This is a genomic window from Caballeronia sp. KNU42 (assembly GCF_053760385.1).
Map to the genome: position 1 here is coordinate 2,113,090 of NZ_CM132389.1, position 20,400 is coordinate 2,133,489.

General features: G+C 61.2%; 17 protein-coding genes. 7 read left to right on the forward strand and 10 right to left on the reverse strand.

Annotated features, from left to right (window positions below; genetic code table 11):
• Window positions 1-33 precede the first annotated feature (33 nt).
• Together ACSOSP_RS28820 and ACSOSP_RS28825 are read left to right on the forward strand one after the other, a co-directional pair.
• A complete protein-coding gene (locus ACSOSP_RS28820; protein ID WP_455311856.1) occupies window positions 34-588 on the forward strand; it encodes a cytochrome b in 555 nt (184 codons plus the stop codon).
• Window positions 589-758: 170 nt separating this feature from the next.
• Entirely contained in the window at window positions 759-2,402 is a 1,644-nt protein-coding gene (locus ACSOSP_RS28825) for an alkaline phosphatase family protein (protein WP_455311858.1), read from the forward strand.
• Between the two features lie 84 nt (window positions 2,403-2,486).
• On the opposite strand, the gene ACSOSP_RS28830 is transcribed toward ACSOSP_RS28825, so the two are convergent.
• The 6 genes from ACSOSP_RS28830 to ACSOSP_RS28855 form a co-directional block, all read right to left on the reverse strand.
• Window positions 2,487-2,684 carry a hypothetical protein gene (locus tag ACSOSP_RS28830; protein WP_455311859.1) on the reverse strand — a complete coding sequence of 66 codons (198 nt, stop codon included), beginning with the start codon at window positions 2,682-2,684 and terminating at the stop codon, window positions 2,487-2,489.
• Between the two features lie 573 nt (window positions 2,685-3,257).
• Complete coding sequence (locus ACSOSP_RS28835) at window positions 3,258-3,491, reverse strand: DUF2934 domain-containing protein (RefSeq protein ID WP_455311860.1); 234 nt, start codon at window positions 3,489-3,491, stop codon at window positions 3,258-3,260.
• Window positions 3,492-3,852: 361 nt separating this feature from the next.
• Complete coding sequence (locus tag ACSOSP_RS28840; RefSeq protein WP_455311862.1) at window positions 3,853-4,197, reverse strand: cupin domain-containing protein; 345 nt, start codon at window positions 4,195-4,197, stop codon at window positions 3,853-3,855.
• Window positions 4,198-4,234: 37 nt separating this feature from the next.
• A complete protein-coding gene (locus tag ACSOSP_RS28845) occupies window positions 4,235-5,224 on the reverse strand; it encodes a M14 family metallopeptidase (RefSeq protein ID WP_455311863.1) in 990 nt (329 codons plus the stop codon).
• Window positions 5,221-6,693 (reverse strand): NAD-dependent succinate-semialdehyde dehydrogenase, encoded by a 1,473-nt coding sequence (locus tag ACSOSP_RS28850; RefSeq protein WP_455311864.1) that lies wholly within the window; start codon window positions 6,691-6,693, stop codon window positions 5,221-5,223. Before ACSOSP_RS28850 ends, ACSOSP_RS28845 begins: the two co-directional genes overlap by 4 nt.
• A 73-nt stretch (window positions 6,694-6,766) precedes the next feature.
• Complete coding sequence (locus ACSOSP_RS28855; protein ID WP_455311866.1) at window positions 6,767-7,849, reverse strand: tartrate dehydrogenase; 1,083 nt, start codon at window positions 7,847-7,849, stop codon at window positions 6,767-6,769.
• Between the two features lie 597 nt (window positions 7,850-8,446).
• Between ACSOSP_RS28855 and ACSOSP_RS28860 the strand changes: the two genes are divergently transcribed.
• On the forward strand, window positions 8,447-9,364 hold the full coding sequence (locus ACSOSP_RS28860; protein ID WP_455311868.1) for a LysR substrate-binding domain-containing protein: 918 nt from the start codon (window positions 8,447-8,449) through the stop codon (window positions 9,362-9,364).
• 6 nt (window positions 9,365-9,370) lie between these two features.
• Here the strand turns inward: ACSOSP_RS28860 and ACSOSP_RS28865 are convergent, their stop codons facing one another.
• From ACSOSP_RS28865 to ACSOSP_RS28880, 4 genes are all read right to left on the reverse strand, one after another.
• Window positions 9,371-9,868, reverse strand: a complete 498-nt coding sequence (locus ACSOSP_RS28865; protein ID WP_031360829.1) for an Lrp/AsnC family transcriptional regulator — start codon at window positions 9,866-9,868, stop codon at window positions 9,371-9,373.
• A gap of 70 nt (window positions 9,869-9,938) precedes the next feature.
• Window positions 9,939-11,378, reverse strand: coding sequence for an aminotransferase class III-fold pyridoxal phosphate-dependent enzyme (locus tag ACSOSP_RS28870; RefSeq protein ID WP_455311870.1), 1,440 nt, complete (start codon window positions 11,376-11,378; stop codon window positions 9,939-9,941).
• A 190-nt stretch (window positions 11,379-11,568) separates the two neighbouring features.
• Window positions 11,569-12,495 (reverse strand): 2-hydroxyacid dehydrogenase, encoded by a 927-nt coding sequence (locus ACSOSP_RS28875; RefSeq protein ID WP_455311872.1) that lies wholly within the window; start codon window positions 12,493-12,495, stop codon window positions 11,569-11,571.
• Between the two features lie 1,176 nt (window positions 12,496-13,671).
• Window positions 13,672-14,571, reverse strand: a complete 900-nt coding sequence (locus ACSOSP_RS28880) for a GNAT family N-acetyltransferase (protein WP_455311873.1) — start codon at window positions 14,569-14,571, stop codon at window positions 13,672-13,674.
• A 375-nt stretch (window positions 14,572-14,946) separates the two neighbouring features.
• On the opposite strand from ACSOSP_RS28880, the gene ACSOSP_RS28885 reads away from it, so the two are divergent.
• The 4 genes from ACSOSP_RS28885 to ACSOSP_RS28900 all read left to right on the forward strand — a co-directional run bounded on the left by ACSOSP_RS28885 (window position 14,947) and on the right by ACSOSP_RS28900 (window position 20,356).
• Window positions 14,947-16,425, forward strand: coding sequence for an aldehyde dehydrogenase family protein (locus ACSOSP_RS28885; protein WP_455311874.1), 1,479 nt, complete (start codon window positions 14,947-14,949; stop codon window positions 16,423-16,425).
• Between the two features lie 245 nt (window positions 16,426-16,670).
• Window positions 16,671-17,339 (forward strand): haloacid dehalogenase type II, encoded by a 669-nt coding sequence (locus ACSOSP_RS28890; protein ID WP_301787489.1) that lies wholly within the window; start codon window positions 16,671-16,673, stop codon window positions 17,337-17,339.
• A 20-nt stretch (window positions 17,340-17,359) separates the two neighbouring features.
• Complete coding sequence (locus ACSOSP_RS28895; protein ID WP_455311876.1) at window positions 17,360-18,637, forward strand: NAD(P)/FAD-dependent oxidoreductase; 1,278 nt, start codon at window positions 17,360-17,362, stop codon at window positions 18,635-18,637.
• Between the two features lie 93 nt (window positions 18,638-18,730).
• Window positions 18,731-20,356 (forward strand): ABC transporter substrate-binding protein, encoded by a 1,626-nt coding sequence (locus ACSOSP_RS28900; protein WP_455311877.1) that lies wholly within the window; start codon window positions 18,731-18,733, stop codon window positions 20,354-20,356.
• The last annotated feature ends 44 nt before the right edge of the window (window positions 20,357-20,400 follow it).

The following is a 20,400-nucleotide window of genomic DNA, read 5'->3' on the forward strand; positions in this document are numbered from 1 at the left end:
TCCCAAACAAACATTCTCCTTGGCTCCTCCTCGATGCAAACAAGCGAAACCCCCGCCTTCGGTGCACCCGCCAGGCTCTTTCATTGGCTTACCGTGCTTTTGCTAATCGTGCAGTATGCGATCGGCTGGCTGATGCCCGATGTCCATCATGACACGCGTCCGGTTGGTTTGATCGGGCTGCATCTGTCTGTCGGCGCAACGATCGTGTTGCTGGTACTGGTGCGGCTCGCATGGCGTGCCGGCCACAAGCCACCCGCCGAATCGCGTACCTTGCCACCGCTAATGAGAGTGGCGGCTGGCGCAACCCATGGATTGCTCTACGCGCTGCTGATTGCGCTGCCGCTAATGGGGTGGGCAAATGCGTCGGCGCGAGGTTGGGCCGTGTCGCTGTTCCATGTCGTGCCGCTGCCTGCGCTTGCTGCCACGGGTTCAGCGCTTGGGCATACGCTTGGCGACGTCCATAAGCTCACCGCCTGGGTCCTGCTCGCGCTCATTGGACTGCACGTGGCTGCTGCGTTGTTCCACCAGTTCGTCATGCGCGATGGCACCCTGGGCAGGATGTTGCCTGGCGTGCGCAAGACGCGCTGAGAGTGCGCCGAGAACGGCCGAACGATTCACCCGCGTGGCGCGTTAAGGTAATCGAAAAATTTCGGTAATAGCGATGACTCGTTGCTGATCCAGACTAATGAGAAGTGCGTCAATTGAATCGGGGCGCGTTGCTGCTCACTAAAACAGTTCGATGGTCTGGAGATACGGGAATGAATAATCGATTTCGCCTTGCAGCAACGGCGAGCTTGCTGGGGGCGTTCATGTTGGCTGCCTGCAGCACCGGCAACATGACTACCGCCGCGACGGGCAACGGGATCACCAACGCCCGGCGCGTGCTGCTTGTCAGCATCGATGGCCTGCATGAACAGGATCTTGCGAACTGCACGGCGGCGAAGACCTGTCCCAACATTGCATCGCTCGCCCAGACCGGTGTCACGTACTCGAACGCGTACACGCCTGGATTGTCCGACTCGTTTCCAGGGCTGGCCGCTATCCTGACGGGCGGCTCGCCAAAGTCAGCGGGTTTGTTCTACGACGTCTCTTATGACCGCACGCTCTACGCACCGGGCGATACGCAATGCGCCGGTCCCCAGGGCTGGAATGTCGTATTCGATGAAACCACAGGGATTGACGCGATCAACGGCGGGGCGCTGACCCATCTCGATGGCGGGGGTGCGTTCAACCCGCAGGCCATTCCGAATGCAAAGATCAATGGCGTCTGCACGCCGGTCTATCCCCATAACTACCTGAAGACCAATACGGTCTTCGAAGTGGTGAAGCAACAGCTCGCGAACGCGCGCACTGCATGGGCCGACAAACACGCCTGGGGTTACGACTGGGTGAACGGACCGTCGGGCAAGGGCGTGGACGACCTCGCGCGCACCGAGATCAACTCCGTGGACCCGGCCACGAAAACCGACTACACCGACGTCTACACGCACACGGAAAAATTCGACAACCTGCACGTGCGGGCCATCATCAACCAGATCGACGGGAAGGATTCGAGCGGTGAGAACAGTGCCAGCGTGCCCACACTGTTCGGAACCAATTTGCAGACCTTGAGCGTGGCGCAAAAGGCGCCGAATGCAAGCGGGGGCGGCTACACCGATCCGCAGTTCACACCGGGTCCGCAAGTGGCTGCCGCCATAGCCTATGCAGACAACGCGCTGGGACAGATGGTGGCTGAGCTGAAGGCGAAAGACCTTTACGGCTCGACGGTCATCATCGTTACATCGAAGCACGGCCAGTCGCCGGCCGACCATACGACACTGGTCAAGAACGGCGACACGCTCACCGCGTTGCTCGAAGCGAATAACGCTCTTGATCGGCAAGGCAAGTTCGGACAAGCGGCGACGAAGAGCGGCAACCTGAATGACGGCTCGGGCCTGGCCGGCACGGGCCTGGTGCAGACCGACGATCTTGGTCTCATCTGGTTGCGCGATCAGTCGCAGACGGGCGCCGTCGTTGCGTCGCTGAAAGCAAATCTTGCGTGTACACCTAAAGGTATTTGCGCCGATGGACCGCAAGCATCGATCCTTTCAGGCGCAGCGCTCGCCGCGAAGTTCGGTGACCCCGCGCAGGGCCGTGCGCCCGACATCATCGTGCAGCCTAATCCGGGCGTGATCTATACGAAGAGCAAGAAGAAAGACGCGGAGCACGGCGGCAATGCGCCTGACGACAGCCATCTGGGCCTGCTCGTGTCGTATCCCTCGCTGCATCCCGCGACTATCGCCAGCACGGTCAGCATGACGCAGGTCGCGCCGACTATCCTGAAGTCGCTTGACGTCAATCCCATGCTATTGCAGTCAGTCGCGCAAGAGGGGACGCAGGTGCTGCCTGGCCTGGGATTTTGATGAAGGATGCGAATGTTGGGGGCACCGGCGTGGCAGCCGCATCGATCAGGTCGATGCGGTCCGCGCCTTGCGGCAACAGCGCGCCTAGTTATACCCAAGTATTGCAATGGCGGTGATGTCGGCGCGATCGGACACATTGCACGCGAGAACGGTCATGGGCGCCTGGAGCATCGACACATAGGAGGAGCACTGCTTTTCAGTTTTGGCTGCTGCCTTGGATACTGCGCTACGGCTTACTGCCGGCGATGAGGTCGAGGCATTGAGATGATTGAACGTCTTCATGTTGAACACCACTTCGTTTAGTTATCGACGAAAACAACGGCGTGCCCGGGTAGACGTATGCGCAATCGCGCAATCCCGAGAACAAACACCGGACAGCCGCAGTTCGTGTTCTTCCAGTAAGCGCTAACTGCAGGGTTCGGGACATCGGTAGTGTTACCAATGCGGCAGCGCAAACCCGCGCTGGCCGGGCATTTCCCGCGTTAAGCGTATGTTTAGGGCAACAGTATTGAAGGCCCGCAGGCGCTAGCGCCATTGGCTTGGCTTGGTTTGATTGGGATGATCGGTTCTCAGGGTTTAACCGGAAGCACAATTTCCCAGGCCGAAATCAAAGGCTTATTCGACATCACCGCGCGAGGTGCAGTTGGTGTGACCGGTTGGCGGCTCACAAGGCGGATACGTTTCAGGAACAACCACGCGAACAGCGATGCGGTGTGCCGCGATGCAGACGTGGTGTACTGTTTTCCGAAGGTGTTGCGGTTCCATCAAGCGCCATGCGGGAGTACAAAACAATCTCTGCTTTGCATCACCTGGGCGCGCATGAACTCAAAGCCGAGTCACCTGACGTACCCGCTTTTATTCAGCCAGCGGGCGGTTTGACGTTGCCTCGGGCTCTTCGCCAAATCCTGCTGTTTCCGTCTCCGGCTGGCTCGCATCCCGCGCCTTCTCATCTTGCGCCGCACCTCCAAGACCTAACTGCTGCCTTGCTTTCTCCCAATACTCGTCCGCGCGTCCGTCAGGACTACCGTCTTGTTCCCAAAGATGGAACGCAAGCGTACGAATCTGCTCTTCCGACATCTGGACGTCCATAGTCTGCCCCGTAAAAGTGAATACCTGATCCGAAAAACATCGGTCAACGCAAAGGCGTGACCGCGTGAAGCTCGCTTGAGCTTAACGACACAGGCAGCAATTTTCGTGACACCTGAACATTGAGGATGGGGTATCGGGTCGCGTTTGAACAGGCGGCGACGTGGGGGTCAGAGCCGCAAGTTAACGTCTGAGGAAAGAACTGCCGCGAGGGGCGCGTGCGCAAAGACAGGGTGCCTGAGTTTGGTCGCGTCGCGCGCAATCGGGCGATGAAACGCCGCTCCAATACGGTCGTCATTCACCAGCGGCCGTATCGGATCACATTGCTTGTGCCAGGCATCGCATCGCCCGAATACTTCAAGTACTAAAAAATCACATACACCTTGCGCATGGCTTCTTCCACTTCCCACAGCCCTTCGGTATTCGCTTCGAAAAACAGCGTGTCACCGCTCTCGAAGTGAATCGTGTCTTCGCCGTCCGCCGTAAAGCGCCCGCGTCCCGCCAGGAAATGCATCACTTCCGCCTGCTTCACCGAGCGCCGGTATGTCCCCGCCGTACATTCGAAAATGCCGGTATCAATCGCTTCGGCGCCTTCGATTACGCGTTGCACGCCCGAGACTTTGATCGGCGTCGTGCCGGGCAAGCCCGCGGTGCCCCAATCCTCGAGATTTTGCAGGCTGACGCTCTGCTTGATTTGTTGAACCTTCATGTGGACCTTATTGATTCGTTATATGCCAAGCTTGACGTCAGGCAGCGCTATCCCGCTCTACCGTTCGCTCGATTTTCCCCAGGCGCACGACGGTCACGCCCGGACGCAATTGCCGAAGCGACGGCATCACCAGCATGCAGTCGTCGTAAGGTGTGTGAATCGGCTCGCCGTTCGACCAGCCGATCAGGCTTCCCGCTTCGGGGAAAATTTCCAGGCCCGTGTAAGGCGCGGCAAAGCGAAAATCCATGCTCTGCGCGACGACCGGTTGCGTCACGCGTACAACATGCATGGTTTGCGGCAGGGGGCTTAGCCAGTCGCTCGGTAAGTCCTCACTATCGATCACGCCGGATAGCAACAGGAAGCGCGCGGTCGTATCGCGGGCGACGGTGACAGCGCTGCGTTCCCAATGCTGTCCGCATTCGATCAGCAACGCGTTCTTCGGGCTGGCGGCGTCGCCGAAACCCTCGTAATCGCGCATCCGGCGGCCTTCGGGATGACCTTCATCGCAGATCACCGTGGCAGGCGTGCCGAGCCGCAACGACAAGTCGATACCCTTGTCCAGCGGACCCGCAACAATCAGCGGCTTGCTGCGTTCGTGCATTGAATGGAGGTCGAGCAGGGCGTCCACGGTATCGATGACCGGACGCATCTCGCGAGCCCGGGCGAGCTCGCTGGACGTGTGCGATGTGTCGTCGAGCACCTTGCTGGTCCACACGCGGTTGAAGTCCTGATCGACGAAACGGGCGGCGTCGGGCTTCGAAGCATCGAAGCTCGCATACGCCGCGACGTTCGCGAACGAGAGCGTCAGGCGGCCGCGCCGCGGCCGCAATTTCAAGTGCAGCAACGCGTCGACCACGATCGCGCCGCACACCTCGTTACCATGCGTCAGCGCGTTGATCATCACGTGTGGTCCCGGCGCTCCGGAGTCAAACGTGTGCACGTACGGAATGCCCGACCCGGACTCCGCATGCACCGAGATATCGGGGAACGTGACCTCGATCGGATAGTTTTCAGCCGGCGTGCTCATGCGAGGTTCCCCTGACACAGGTACTTGATGGAGAGGTAGTCATCGAGGCCGTACTTCGATCCTTCGCGTCCATAGCCCGATTCTTTTACGCCGCCAAAGGGCGCCGCTTCGCTGGCCAGCGCGCCTTCGTTGATACCCACGATACCCGCTTGCAGCGCTCGCGATACGCGGTCGATACGCCGCACATCCTGGCTGTAGAAATACGAAGCGAGGCCAAACGGTGTGTTGTTGGCGGCTTCGATGGCTTCGGCTTCATCGTCGAAACGGAACAGTGCTGCGACCGGTCCGAAGGTCTCTTCGCCGCACAGGAGCATCTCGTGGGTGGCGTCGGCGAGCACGGTCGGCGCGTAGTAATTCGGGCCGAGTTCGGGCAGGCGCTTGCCGCCAGCGAGCACGCGCGCGCCGTGCGCGAGGGCGTCGTCTACGTGGCGAGCGATCTTGTCGATTGCACGGCTGTTGATCATTGGACCGATCTGCGCGCTGGCGTCGGTGGCCGGTGCGACCTTCAGCTCGGCCACGCGACGGCTCAGCATGTCGGCGAATTTATCGTAGACGCCTGCTTGTACATACACGCGGTTGGGGCACACGCAGGTCTGTCCGCCATTGCGGAACTTAGAGGCGAGCAGGCCCGTGACGGCGGCGTCGAGGTCGGCGTCATCGAAGACAATGAACGGCGCATTGCCACCCAGTTCCAGCGATAACTTCTTCAACGTCCCCGCCGATTCACGCGCCAGGTACTTGCCCACCGGCGTCGAACCGGTGAACGTGATCTTGCGTACCCGCGAGTCTTCAAGCCAGTCGGCAACGGTCGCCACCGCATGATCCCGCGAGGCCGTGATGAGGTTCAGCACGCCTGCCGGCACGCCGGCTTCATGCGCCAGCAGCACCAATGCCGATGCAGTCAGCGGCGTGTCTTCAGCGGGCTTTGCGACCACCGTGCAGCCGGCTGCGAGCGCCGGGGCGATCTTGCGCGCGATCATCGCAAGCGGGAAATTCCACGGCGTGATGGCAGCGACAATGCCGATGGGTTCCTTCACCGCCGTCATGCGCTTGCCGCGTTGCTGCTGAGGAATGATGTCACCGTAGATGCGCGTGGCTTCATCGGCGAACCAGGCGACGTACGACGCGCCATACGCCACTTCGCCCCGGCCTTCAGCTAGCGGCTTGCCTTGTTCCAGCGAGATCAGCGCGCCGAGCGCGTCCTGATTCGCCAGCATCAGCGCGTGCCATTTATGCAGGATCGTCGCGCGTTCTTTCGGCAGCAAGTCGCGCCACGCGGGCGCCGCGCGAGCGGCTGCGTCGGTGGCGGCGCGGGCGTCGGCGGGGCTGCTGTCGGCGACTTGCGTGATGAGCGTGCCGGTGGCCGGATCGGTGACGGCGAAGCGCGCGCCGTCAGCGGCCGCGCACCATTGGCCATCGATGAAATTGTCCGAGCGGATCAATTCCTTCAGTTCGAATTGGCGTGTCATAAGTCCATGCTCCTGATTTAAGCCAACTAATTTAAGCGCAATACTTCAATCCTGCTGGTTTGAGCGCGCAGCCTCAAGCCAGCCGTGCCGCAATCGCCTGGCCGACTTCTGTTGTGTTCGCCTTGCCGCCGAGGTCGCCGGTATGCGGGCCTTCCTTGAGCGTTGCTTCAATAGCGGCGAGGATCGCGTCGTGCGCGTCTTTTTCCGGGCCTTTGAAGTCTCCGAGGAACTCGAGCATCATGGCGGCCGACCAGATCATGGCGACCGGGTTCGCGATGTTCTTGCCCGCGATGTCCGGCGCCGATCCATGCACCGGTTCGAATAGCGAGGGGAATTTGCGCTCGGGATTCAGGTTGCCCGAAGGCGCGAGGCCGATGGTGCCGGTGCATGCAGGGCCCAAGTCCGAGAGGATATCGCCGAACAGGTTGGTCGCCACGACCACGTCGAAGCGGTCCGGATTGAGGACGAAGCGGGCGCACAGGATGTCGATGTGCTGCTTGTCCCATTTCACGTCCGGATAGAGCGCCGCGACTTCAGCGGCGCGCTGGTCCCACCACGGCATGCTGATGGCGATGCCGTTGCTCTTCGTGGCGACGGTGATCTTTTTCTTCTCGCGGCGCTGCGCGAGATCGAATGCGAATTTCAGCACGCGTTCGCTGCCGTGGCGCGTGAAGACGGATTCCTGCAGTACGAACTCGCGGTCCGTGCCTTCGAACATCACGCCGCCCACCGATGAATATTCGCCTTCGGTGTTTTCGCGCACGATCCAGAAGTCGATGTCGCCGGCCTTGCGGTTCGCTAGCGGCGAGGGCACGCCTTCGAACAAACGCGCGGGGCGCAGGTTGATGTACTGGTCGAATTCACGGCGGAATTTAAGGAGCGAGCCCCATAGGGAGATGTGATCGGGGACAGTGTCGGGCCAGCCGACCGCGCCGAAGAGGATGGCGTTGCAGTCCTGCAGTTGCGCTTTCCAATCGTCGGGCATCATTTGGCCGTGTTTTGCGTAGTACTCGCAGCTGGCCCATTCTATGTGCTTGTATTCGATTGATATGCCAAAGCGCTTTGTCGCAGCGTCGAGGACGCGGATGGCTTCGGGCATGACTTCGGTGCCGATACCATCGCCGGGGATGATTGCGATTTTGTAGGTCTTCGTCATGGTTTGGGTCCTGTTAAGGGTTTCTATGTGTCAGGGTTTTGTTTGCGAATTGGGGCGTTGGGATGTTGCGGTAGCGGTCGGGGTCATTGCCGGGTTGCCAGGTTCCTGCGTTAGCGGTCTGGGTCGATGCCGGGTTGCTGCTTTCGGCGTTAGCGGCCTGCTTGAGTTGGCTCATTTCTTTACCACTATTAGCCACTGCGCGTGGCGGCGCGTCATTTCTTTGTCCAAAGCGACAAAGAAACGAAGCAAAGAAAGCGCTTTCAAAACGCGGGCTCGTAAGTTGACCTAGCGTGCACTTTGTGCGTTTTTGGCACCCCAAAAGCACGGTGCTCGCCAGAGCGACCGATGTGTGAACCCCTCCTTCTCCGAACACCGATACCCACACGCTTCGCCACCAGTGACTGAATCTGCCCAGGGACACCCCGCGCTATCCGCGGATAACCCCCCTCCGAATTTGTACGCTCGTCGAACCTCGTCGGTGACCCGCCAAGGGGCAAAGCCGTAGGTATGGTTGGGGGCTTTGGTTGTTATTTTATTCCGCTCCAGAAGGCTTAAAATCAGTGTTTTGGTTAAGCCACTCTGCACGAAGCGTGAACAATGAATATCCCGTCTTCCCCGAATCTCGATGATCTCCGCGTCTTCTGCACCGTCGCCCGCAAGTCCAGCTTCAGCGCGGCAGCGGAGGTCCTCTCTGTCTCGGCGGCGTACGTCAGCAAGCGCGTGAGCGTGCTCGAAAACGACCTGGGTACGCGTTTGTTGCATCGCTCTACGCGCCGGGTCGCCATTACCGAGGCGGGCGAACGGGTTTATGCGTGGGCGGAAAAGATCCTCGATGACGTCGACCATCTCGTCGAAGACGTGTCCACCACTCGCCGTATTCCGCGTGGCACGCTGCGCATTTCCAGCAGCTTTGGTTTCGGACGGCATATCGTGGCGCCCGCGCTCGCGCGTCTCTCCGACCAGCATCCGCAACTGAGCGTGCGCCTGGACCTGTTCGACCGGCTGGTCGATGTGGCGGGAGAGGGCTTCGACCTGGATATCCGGATTGGCGACGAGATCGCAGCGCATCTGATTGCCAAGCGGCTGGCGTCGAATCATCGGGTGTTGTGCGCTTCGCCGGATTATGTGGAACGTCATGGCGCGCCTAAGCAACTGGCCGATCTCGCGAGCCATGCGTGTCTGGCCATCAAGGAGCGCGATCATCCGTTCGGTTTGTGGCGCTTGCATGTGCGTGGCGAACCGGTTTCGATCAAGGTGACCGGGCCGTTGTCGACGAATCACGGCGAGGTCGCGGTGCAATGGGCGCTGGCCGGGCGCGGAATCGTGCTGCGCTCGCTGTGGGACGTTCGCCCCTTGCTTGAGAGCGGCCAGTTGGTGCAAGTGCTGCCTGAAGTCACGCAGCCCGCCAACGTCTGGGCGGTGTACCCGGCGCGGCTGGCGGCATCGGCGAAAGTGCGGGTATGCGTGGACTTTCTCGCCGATGAGTTCGCGCAATGGAACCTGCCGGCGCCGTAAGATTCGCTAACTGTGATTCTGTGAAAACAGGCTTTCGAGCGGGTAGTGGTTCTTCACGAACGCCGACTTGATGATGATAAAGCTGAAGTACTTCTCAATGCCTATGTCACGCTCGAGCAAGCCTTCAATGATGCTTTGGTAATGACTCACGCTGCGCGTGACGAACTTGAGCAGGTAGTCGTATCCGCCGCTTGCCAGATGGCACTCCACGATTTCATCCACGTCCTTGATCGCCGCGACGAACTTGATGAAGTCCTCGCGGCGATGATCGGCAAGCGTCACTTCGGTGAAGACGATCTGGACGTCGCCGAGCTTTTCCAGCTGGATCTGCGCGCCGTATCCGACGATATACCCCGCCTTCTCCAGCCGCTTCACACGGATCAGGCATGGGCTCGGCGAGAGCCCGACCGCGTCGGCCAGCTCGACATTCGTGATGCGGCCTTTCTTCTGCAACTGCGAAAGGATGCGCAGATCTATGCGGTCAAGCTTGCCTTCGCTGCTCATCGTCAGGGGGTCTCTCCAGTTGCGTGGGATCGTTTCGACAGTGGCGTCTCACCACTGTCATTCGATCTTATCACGCAGCTACGTGGGTTTTCACCTCGCCTTGGGCTGCGCTTGCGGCTCCGGCTGGCGCGGTCTTGAGCTTCAGTGCGGCGCGGACTTCGGGTTCGGCGAGCACGTCGTCGAGTGTCTTCTCAAGGCGCTCGAACATCAGGTCGAATTCGGCGTCCGTATAGCTCAGAGCCGGCGCGAAACCCAGGATGTTGTCGCCGAACGCGCGGAACACAAGGCGGTTCCGGTAAGCGGCGGCGGTGATCCGCTCGGACAGGTTGAGCGCTGCGTCGAAGCCTTGTCTGGTTTCCTTATCGGAGACAAGTTCAAGCGCGCCCAGCAATCCGCGATGGCGTGAATCGCCGACCAGCGGATGCGCCAGCAGCGCGTCGAGGCCGCGTGCGAAACGCTCGGCGTGACGAACGCCGTTCTCGAGCAGGCCGCCTTCGTGATAAAGGCGCAGCACTTCGAGGCCAATCGCCGCGCTGACCGGATGCGCCGAATACGTATGACCATGTCCGACGATCGCGGCAGCGTCGCCGTTTGCGATGCCTTGGTACACAGCGTCCGACATCAGCACCGCGCCCATGGGTGCGTAACCGGCCGTCAGGCCCTTGGCGACCGTCATTAGGTCCGGTTCGACGTCTTCAGCCTGGCAGGCGAACAGCGGGCCGGTACGGCCGAAACCGGTGATGACTTCATCGGCGACGAACAGGATGTCCAGCTTGCGGCAGGTTTCGCGCATGGCCTTGAGCCAGCCGAACGGCGGCACGATCACGCCGCCCGAGCCCTGGATCGGTTCGCAGAAGAACGCGGCGACGTTGTCCGCGCCGAGTGCGGCGACCTTCGTTTCCAGTGCGGCGACGGACGCGGCGATAAGCGCTGCGTCGTCGGCGAAATTGTTGCGATACGCGTACGGCGACGGGATGTGATGCTGGTTGGGCAGCGGCAAGTCGAAGTTGCGATGGAACGCCGGCAGGGCGGTGAGTCCTGCGCCGACCGCCGATGAGCCGTGGTAACCCCGTTCGAGCGCGATGATGTGTTTCTTCGATGGCCGGCCGGTCGCGTTGAAGTAGTGCGTGATGAAGCGCACTGCGGAGTCGACCGCATCCGATCCGCCCAGCGTGAAATACACGTGCTGCAGCGAGGCGGGCGACAGCTCGACCAGTTTCTCGGCCAGTTCGATCGCGGGTGCGTTGCCGAAGTGGAAATAGCTGGTGGCGTAGGGCAGGCGGGTCATTTGTTCGGCCGCTACTTTCACGATGCTGGGTTGGCCGTAGCCGACGTTCACGCACCAGAGGCCGGAGAAGGCATCGAGGAGTTCGTTGCCTTCGGCGTCGCGCAGGAAGGCGCCGCTGGCGGATTCGAGGACGGTGACGCCGCGGGCTTCGTGAGCGCGGTAGTTGATGACCGGATGAATCAGATGCTTACGGTCGGCTTCGATGAGCGATTGGATCGACATGGGGAATTTTCTCGTCGCGGAAAGGGGCTGATGACCGTTCCATACTAGAGAAGGATGGCAGGAGTCCGACGCCCTAAACAATTCGTGAAATAGCGCGGATGCCGCGTTTTGCAGCGCGCCCGCAGCATTTTGTGCCGCGGACGCATAAAAACACTGGTTTGCCCTGATTTGCCGGGTTGAAGGGCCAGGTTCAGTAACCGCGGCTGCGATCGATTTGTCCGATCATCGGCATGCCTTCGCGATGGCGCCGCAGGTTCTCGAGCACGACTTCGACGGCGCTGTCCGGCCGTGTTTCGCTGGCGATGTGCGGTGTGATGCGCACGCGCGGGTGTGTCCAGAGCGGATGGGTTGGCGGGAGGGGTTCGGGGTCGGTGACGTCGAGAATGGCGTTTTGCAGCTGGCCGCTTGCGAGTGCGGCGAGCAGGTCGTCCTGATTGAGATGCGGTCCGCGGCCGGTTTGAATCAGCGATGCGCCCGTTGGCAGCTTGTTGAATAGCGTGGTGTTCAGCATGCCGCGGGTGGCGTCGGTGAGGGGGAGCAGGCAGATCAGGATGTCGGTGCGGGCGAGGAACGTGTCGAGCGTGTTCGCGCCGGCGTAGCATTCGACGCCTTCGATATCCCGGCCTGAGCGGCTCCAGCCGGCGCAGCGGAAGCCGAATAGTTTCAGTTGTTCCAGTACGGCATTGCCTAGTACGCCGAGGCCGAGTACGCCGATGCGTCGGGATGACGCTGCGCGTACTGGCAAGGGGTTCCATGATTTTTGTTGCTGTTGCAGGTGGTAATCGAAGAGATCGCGGTGGATGGTGAGCACTGCGTGAGTGACGTATTCGACCATTCCCTCGACGATGCCGGGTTCGATCATGCGGACTACCGGGATGTGTTCCGGCACGCCGGAGAGGTCGAATTGATCGACGCCGGCGCCGACCGAGAAGACGACTTCGAGGTTCGGCAGAGTGCGTGCGGGGTCTTCGGGTGGTTGCCAGGCGGCGAGGTAGCGGACCTTCGCGGGGTCTCCGGTTTCCGGCCACACGTGGAAGTCGATGTCAGGGGATTTTTGGGCAAAGAGCCGTGCCCATTGGGCTCCGCGTTCGGGACTGCCCTTGTAGAGAAATGTCATTTCGCTCGCGCCGGTGGACGGGGGGTGGTCGGGGTGCTGGGTTCTGGGGTTAGCGGCCGGGGTTGATGCCGGGTTGCCAGGTTCGTGCGTTAGCGGTCTTAGTCATTGCCGGGTTGCTGCTTTCGGGGTTAGTGGTCTGCTTGAGTTGGCTATTTTCTTTAGCACTATTAGCCACTGCGCGTGGCGGCGCGTCATTTCTTTGTCCAAAGCGACAAAGAAACGAAGCAAAGAAAGCGCTTTCAAAACGCGGGCTCGTAAGTTGACCTAGCGTGCACTTTGTGCGTTTTTGGCACCCCAAAAGCACGGTGCTCGCCAGAGCGACGGATGTGTGAACCCCTCTTTCTCCGAACACCGATACCCACACGCTTCGCCACCAGTGACTGAACCTGCCCAAGGGACACCCCGCGCTATCCGCGAAAAACCATCCACCGAATTTGTACGCATGCCGAACTACATGGGCAACCCACCACGAAACAAGCTTGCCAAAATGTGTAAGGCCGCAACCGCCGAAAATCGCGCGCCGACCACGCAATGCCTACCAAAAATTAAAGCAATCAATATGCGTCCGGCCGTGATGTAGTCCACGAAGACATCACGCACAGCGCGCAACCCACCCGTCAAGAACTTAGGGAGTGAGCTGTTTTTCCACGAAGATAGCAGCGCTGACCAATCAACCAACCAACAAAAAATGGAGCCGCGAAAAGCGCGTGAGGCGATGCGAGTTTCTTGGCAAGTGTGCTTGCCCGAGAGCGTACGGGGCGAAGCGTGTTCGTGTCAGGATTCGCGAGAAGGAGGGGTTCAAACATCCGTGGTTCTGGCGAGCACCGTACTTTTGGGGTGCCAAAAACGTAGAAACTGCACGCTAGGTCAACTTATGGGCCCGCGTTTTGAAAGCGCTTTCTTTGCTTCGTTTCTTTGTCGCTTTGGACAAAGAAATGACGCGCCGCCACGCGCAGTGGCTAATAGTGATAAAGAAAATAGCTCACTCACGCAGACCACTACCCCTGAAAGCAGCAACCCGGCAATGACTCAGACCGCAAACGCACGAACCTGGCAACCCGGCACTGACCCCAACCGCTAACGCAGGAACCTGGCAACCCGGCATCAACCCCATCCGCTAACCCTAAACCCCCACATGCCCAAAACCCCAAGTGCCAACGCCCCCCCGGGGGCTCCTTACATCATGGCCTGATTAATAATCCCAAACTGCTTAACGTCCGCATCGGCGGGAGGAAAAGGGGCCTCCGAACCCTTCGGCCCATTCAACACCATCTTGACCACCGTATCCACCCTCGGCAAACCCAACCCGTCCAACCACTCCGTCAACCCGCTATCCCCCGGGGTATCGATACGAACAAACACCCCCTCGTTCAACGCCAGCCAATGGCTGATCAACGCCTTCGCACGGCTCGAATCAGGCGCATCCGGCGCCACCACCGGCCCAATCGCAAAGCCACGCCCAAAACGCCTGAACAAAGCAAATCCAAGCAACTCGCCATCGTGATCCAGCGCAATGCCATCCGCACTCTCAAGCAACGCCGGCAATACCTCACCCCGATCCAGCCCGCACGCCCGCGAAGCCAGCTCGATCAACTGAGGCGTGTCGTTAGACCCCAGCGGCCGCAACCGCTCACCCGGCGGCAACGACACCAATGGCGGCTGAAACGCCGCTCCCTGATGCTGGTCCAACGTGCCAACAGCCCGGAATCCCAACTTCTCATACAACGGCTGGCCAGCCGGCGTCGCGTGCAAAAACGTAACGCGCCCACCCAGCCGCTCAAGCACCAGTTCCATCAGCCGCTTGCCAATCCCCCGGCCCTGCCATGCCGGCGACACAATCACCATCCCCAACGACGCACGCTCAGCACCATAAGTCCAGCACAACGCCGTGCCAATCACACCCTCCGCCACCTCGGCGACAAACCCCGCGCCCGCCTGCACCACGAAACGCCAGTCGTCCGCCCGATGCGGCCACTTCAGCTCAACGGTCAACGCATGCGCCGCAGCAATATCGTCGCCGGTAAAGGCCCGATAGGTAATTTGTTCGGTAACTCGTTCGTTGACTTGCTCGGACACGCCGACCTCCCTCGATGGCTTTGACTGCAGCCGCTCAGCAACCTTCCTTCAGGCCTTCTTCTATCAAGCTCAACTCAACCTCAACTCAAGCTCAGGTTTCACGCCGCCACTCTCGCATCCCACAACGAACGTGACTAGGACGATCTTTTCATGAAACGACCCCAAACCCGGGTCGCACCCACTTCGCACCAACTTCAATGCAAAACGGCATGTCGGCGCCCTCATAACGCGTGCGATCTGCCGAGCCGCTGTTTTTGTCGGCGATAAATGCTGCGCACCTGGCCCTACGATTTCATAAGGTCGCGCAGCATCCGCGGCCGCTTTTGCCACCGCTTCTGCCACCGCTCCCGGCACCGCTACTCAAAGGACCTCTATATGGATAGCTTCGATCCCGCCGCCGTCACCGTGCGCAGCGGCCATTTCATCGGCGGCGAATATGTGGATGAAGGCGCACGCCGCATCGAGGTCGCGCGCCCGTCGGACGGCGCGGTGTATGCATCGGTGCCGCTCGCGGACGCGGAGATGATCGACCGCGCGGTCGAGAACGCATGGCAGGCATTCCGCGCAAGCGGCTGGCGCACCATGCCGCCGCGCGAACGCGCCCGGATCCTGCGCCGTTTCGCCGATCTGATCGCGGCCGATGTCGACACCCTCGGCCCCCTGGAAGCGCTCGGTTCAACCCGCCCGATCCGCGATGCCACCGCCTGGGACGTGCCGTTCACCGCCGAAGGCATCCGCTTCTACGCGGAGTTCGCCGACAAGATCGGCGGCGACGTGGCCGCCACCGATCACGATCACCTGGGCATGACGATCGCCGAACCGTATGGCGTGATCGGCGCTATCGCCCCGTGGAATTTTCCGTTGGTGATGGCATCGTGGAAGATCGCGCCGGCGCTCGCGGCCGGCAATGCCGTCGTCCTGAAGCCCTCCGAAATGACGCCGTTCTCGGTGCTGCGCCTAGCCGAACTCGCCATCCGCGCCGGCATTCCGGCGGGCATTTTCAACGTCGTGCAAGGCGATGGCCGCACGACAGGCGACGCGCTCGTGCGGCATCCGAAAATCTCCAAGGTCACGTTCACCGGTTCCACGCGCACCGGTGCGGCCATCATGGCCGCGTGCGCCGAAACGGGCACCAAGCCGGTCACGCTGGAACTGGGCGGCAAAAGCCCGCAAATCGTTTTCGCCGATGCCCCGCGTCTCGACGCTGTCGCGCGCCGTATCGCCGGGGCCATTTCGGGTAACGCAGGCCAGGTGTGCGTCGCAGGTTCGCGGCTGCTGGTCGAGCGGTCGCTCGCGGAGCCGCTGGCCGAACGCATCCAGGCGGTCTTCAGCGAACTGAAAGCGGGTGCGACCTGGACGCCCGGCACGACGCTCTCGCCGATCATCTCGGAACCGCAGGCGGCGCGTATCGAAGCGATCGTCGGACGCACGCTCGCCGGTGGCGCGACCCTGCGCTGCGGCGGCGCACGGGCCGATGGCGGCGGTGCCGGCTCGTTTTATGCGCCAACGCTGCTGAGCGGCGTGACCCAGCAATCGGAAGCGGTTCGCGAGGAAGTATTCGGGCCCGTGCTGACCCTGCAAACCTTCGACACTGAAGAAGAAGCGCTCGCGCTCGCGCAGCACCCCGACTATGGTCTCGCGGCCGGCGTGCACACAGGGGACCTTGGCCGTGCGCTGCGGCTGGTCCGTGGCCTGGAAGCCGGCACGGTATGGGTGAACCGCTACGGCAGGACGTCCGACTTCATGATCCCGACGGGCGGTTACAAACGCTCGGGTATCGGCAAGGATCTCGGCCGCCAGGCTTACGAAGCGAACCTTCGCTTCAAGAGCGTGCTGATCGATCTGCGCGAGTAGATCCGTGGGCCCGAGCCCGCCCGGGCATACGAAAGGAAGGGCAAACCCTGAGGCCGCGAGGGGGCCTGAAGCCCAACCGCAGACTGTGCTACGGACACCCCGCAAAACGCATGTTTTATGTTTTTGGATTGCGCGAATCAGGGACATCTTTGTTTTTGCGCTGATTAAATCTCATACAGGAATGCGCTTTCCTGTTTTCGCCACTGAACCCCTCGCGGGTTCATACCAACGATAGGACTATCACCATGATCGAATTCGAACCGAAGTACATCACCTTCGATTGCTACGGCACTCTGACCAAATTCCGCCTCGCCGACATGACGCGCGAAATGTACGGCGACGTGCTGAGCGGCCCCGACATGGACAAGCTGATCGCCTTCTTCTCAGGGTATCGCCGCGATGAAGTGCTCGGCGCATGGAAGCCGTATCGCGATGTGATCGTGAACGCGTTCAAGCGGGCCTGCAAACGCATGAACGTCGAATTCGATGAAGCCAAGGCAGAAACGTTCTACACCGCCGTGCCCACCTGGGGTCCGCATCCGGACGTGCCGGAAGGCCTCTCGCGCCTGGCGAAGAAGTACAAGCTGGTGATCCTGTCGAATGCGTCGAACAACCAGATCCAGAGCAACGTCGACAAGCTCGGCGCGCCGTTCCATGCTGTGTTCACCGCCGAGCAGGCGCAGTCGTACAAGCCGCGCATGCAAGGCTTCGAGTACATGTTCGACCAGTTGAACTGCAACCCGGAAGACGTGCTGCACGTGTCGTCGAGCCTGCGCTATGACCTGATGACCGCACACGACATGGGCGTGAAGCACAAGGCGTTCGTCAAGCGCGGCCATGAACCGTCGACGCCGTACTACGAGTACACCGAAGTCGACGACATTCCGCATCTCGCCACGCTGCTCGGCCTGTAAGCCACTCTATAAGCCGCCCTATGAAGCTCGACTCCTACTGGCTCGACACCGCACCGCCGCTGCTTTCAACGAGCTCTGGTCCGGTCGATGGTCATGTCGACGTGGCCGTGGTCGGAGCGGGCTTCACGGGATTGTCGGCGGCGCTGGCGCTCGGCAAACGCGGAGCATCTGTGGTGGTGCTGGACGCCGGCCGGATCGGCGGCGGCGCGTCGGGACGCAATGGCGGTCAGGTCAATACCGGTGTTGCGCAGGACTTCGCCGCGCTGGTCGAGCAGCTTGGCGTGGAGAAGGCGCGTGGGTGTTACCGGGCGTATGCGGCCGCGGTCGATACCGTCGAACGCCTGATCCGCGAGGAGCAGATTGATTGTGATTACCTTGCGTCGGGGAAGCTGAAGCTCGCGTCCAAGCCGCATCATCTCGCGCATCTCGAGAAGACGGCGGAAGTGATCCGGCGTGAAGTCGATGCCGACATCGAGATCATCAGCCGCGACCGGATCTCGACTGAAGTGCAGTCGGACAGTTTTTTTGGCGGCCTGCTGCAGCGGCATGGCGGCCAGATGCACATGGGCAAGTTCACCGTCGGTCTCGCGGACGCCGCTGCACGTCACGGCGCGAAGCTCTACGAGAACGCACCCGTGACGTCGATAGAAAAGGCTGCTGGCGGCGGGTATCGGATCGTATCGGCGCGGGGCGAAGTTCGCGCCAGGCAGGTGTTGATCGCGACCGGACCGTCGCGGCAAGGGCCGTTCGGCTGGTACCGGCGACGCTTGGCGCCCGTGGGTTCTTTCATCGTGGTGACCGAGCCGTTGCCGGTCGAGCTGATCAACCAGGTCTTTCCGAATCTCCGCGCATACACGACGTCGCGCCTGATGCACAACTATTTCCGCATCACGCCCGATTCGCGTTTGCTCTACGGCGGCCGCGCACGCTTCACGGCCTCCGAGCAGCCCTCGGACGCGAAGAGCGGACGCATCCTGCAGGACGGGCTCGCTGCGATGTTCCCGGCGCTGGCGCAGGCGCGTATCGATTATTGCTGGGGTGGTCTCGTCGATATCACCGCGGACCGGCTGCCGCGTGCGGGCCAGCATGAAGGCATCTATTTTTCGATGGGTTATAGCGGCCACGGCACCCAGATGTCCACGCACATGGGACAGGTGATGGCCGATGTGATCGACGGCCGCGAGAGCGCGAATCCGTGGCGTGAATTCGAGTGGCCCGCGATTCCCGGCCACACGGGCAAGCCCTGGTTCCTGCCACTGGTCGGCACGTACTACCGCATCAAGGACGTGTTTTATTGATTTCTTAGCCTTACAGCCTCGCCCCCTTCGCCCCCTGTTATGCAAGCTTGAATAAACCAAAACCAACCCAGCCACCCTCGCGGAGAAGTCTCAATGAAACAAGAAAATCTGCAACACGCCGATGCCCCAGCCGGGACTGAAGTGACCGAACTCGAGCGCCTGACGCGCCGGGGCGCGTCACGGCGCGAGGTGCTGCGCGCGCTGACGGCGGCCGGCATGGCATCGCTCACCGGAGCAGGGTTGCTCACCGCGAGCGGCGCTGCGTTCGCCCAGGCGAAGCCGAAGCAGGGCGGCAAGATCCGCGTGGCGACGCAGTCCGCGTCCGCCGCGGATACGCTGGATCCGGCCAAGGGCGCGCTTGGCACGGACTACGTGCGTGCATTCATGGTCTACAGCGGGCTGACCGAACTGGATTCGCATCTCGGCGCGAAGATGGCGCTGGCGGAATCGCTGGAAACAAAAGACGCGACCGTGTGGGTCGTGAAGCTGCGTAGCGGCGTGCAATTCCACGACGGCAAGGCGCTGACGCCCGCCGACGTGATCTATTCGCTGATGCGCCATAAGGACCCGGCAACGGCATCGAAGGCCAAGACCCTCGCCGACCAGATCAAGGAAGCGAAAGCCACGGGCCCGAATGAAGTCACCATCACGCTGGAAGGCGCGAATGCCGACCTGCCGGTGATCCTGGCGACCTCGCACTTTCTTATCATCAAGGACGGCACGACCGACTTCAAGACCGCTGTTGGCACCGGTCCCTTCAAGATCAAGGACTTCTCGCCGGGCGTGCGCACGGTTGGCGTGAAGAACGAGAACTACTGGAAGCCGGGCATGCCGCATCTGGACGAAGTCGAGCTGATTGGCATCGGCGACGAATCCGCGCGCGTGAATGCGCTGCTTTCCGGCGACGTGCAACTGATCAACGCGATCAGCCCGCGTTCGACGGGCCGCATCAAGGGCACGCCGGGTTTCACCGTGCTGGAGACGAAGACGGGCCAGTACACGGACCTGATTGTTCGCGACGACGGCGGGATTTCCGGCAACGACGATTTTCGTCGGGGTATGTTCTATCTCATGGACCGCGAGCAGATTCGCCGCGCCGTGTTCCAGGGTTTCGGCACGATCGCCAACGACCAGCCGATCGATCCGACCAACAAGTACTACATGCACGGTATTCCCCAACGTCCCTACGATCCGGAGAAGGCCAAGTTCTACTTCCAGAAGGCGAAAGTGGGCAGCACGCCCGTGCAGATCTTTGCATCACCGGCGGCTGACGGCTCAGTCGAAATGGCCGTGTTGCTGCAGCAGGCCGCGCCCGCAGCGGGCCTGAACCTGCAGGTCACGCGTGTGCCCGCTGACGGCTACTGGTCGAACCACTGGATGAAACATCCGCTCGGCTTCGGCAATATCAATGCTCGCCCAAGCGCCGACGTGCTGTTCACCCAGTTCTTCAAGTCGGACGCACCATGGAACGAAGCGAACTGGAAGAGCCCGAAGTTCGACCAGATGCTGCTCGCGGCGCGCGGCGAACCGGACGACGCCAAGCGCAAGCAGATCTACGGCGACATGCAGGTGCTGGTGCACGAGAACGGCGGTGTCGGCATTCCGATGTTCCAGAGTTCGATCGACGGATACACGACCAAGCTCAAGGGCCTGGGTTCGATTCCGCTGGCAGGCCTCATGGGCTTCATGTTCGCGGAGCACGTCTGGCTGGAAAGCTGAAGCGGGTCCTGGTGGCCCCTTGAATCAGGCAGTAAAAGCACGCC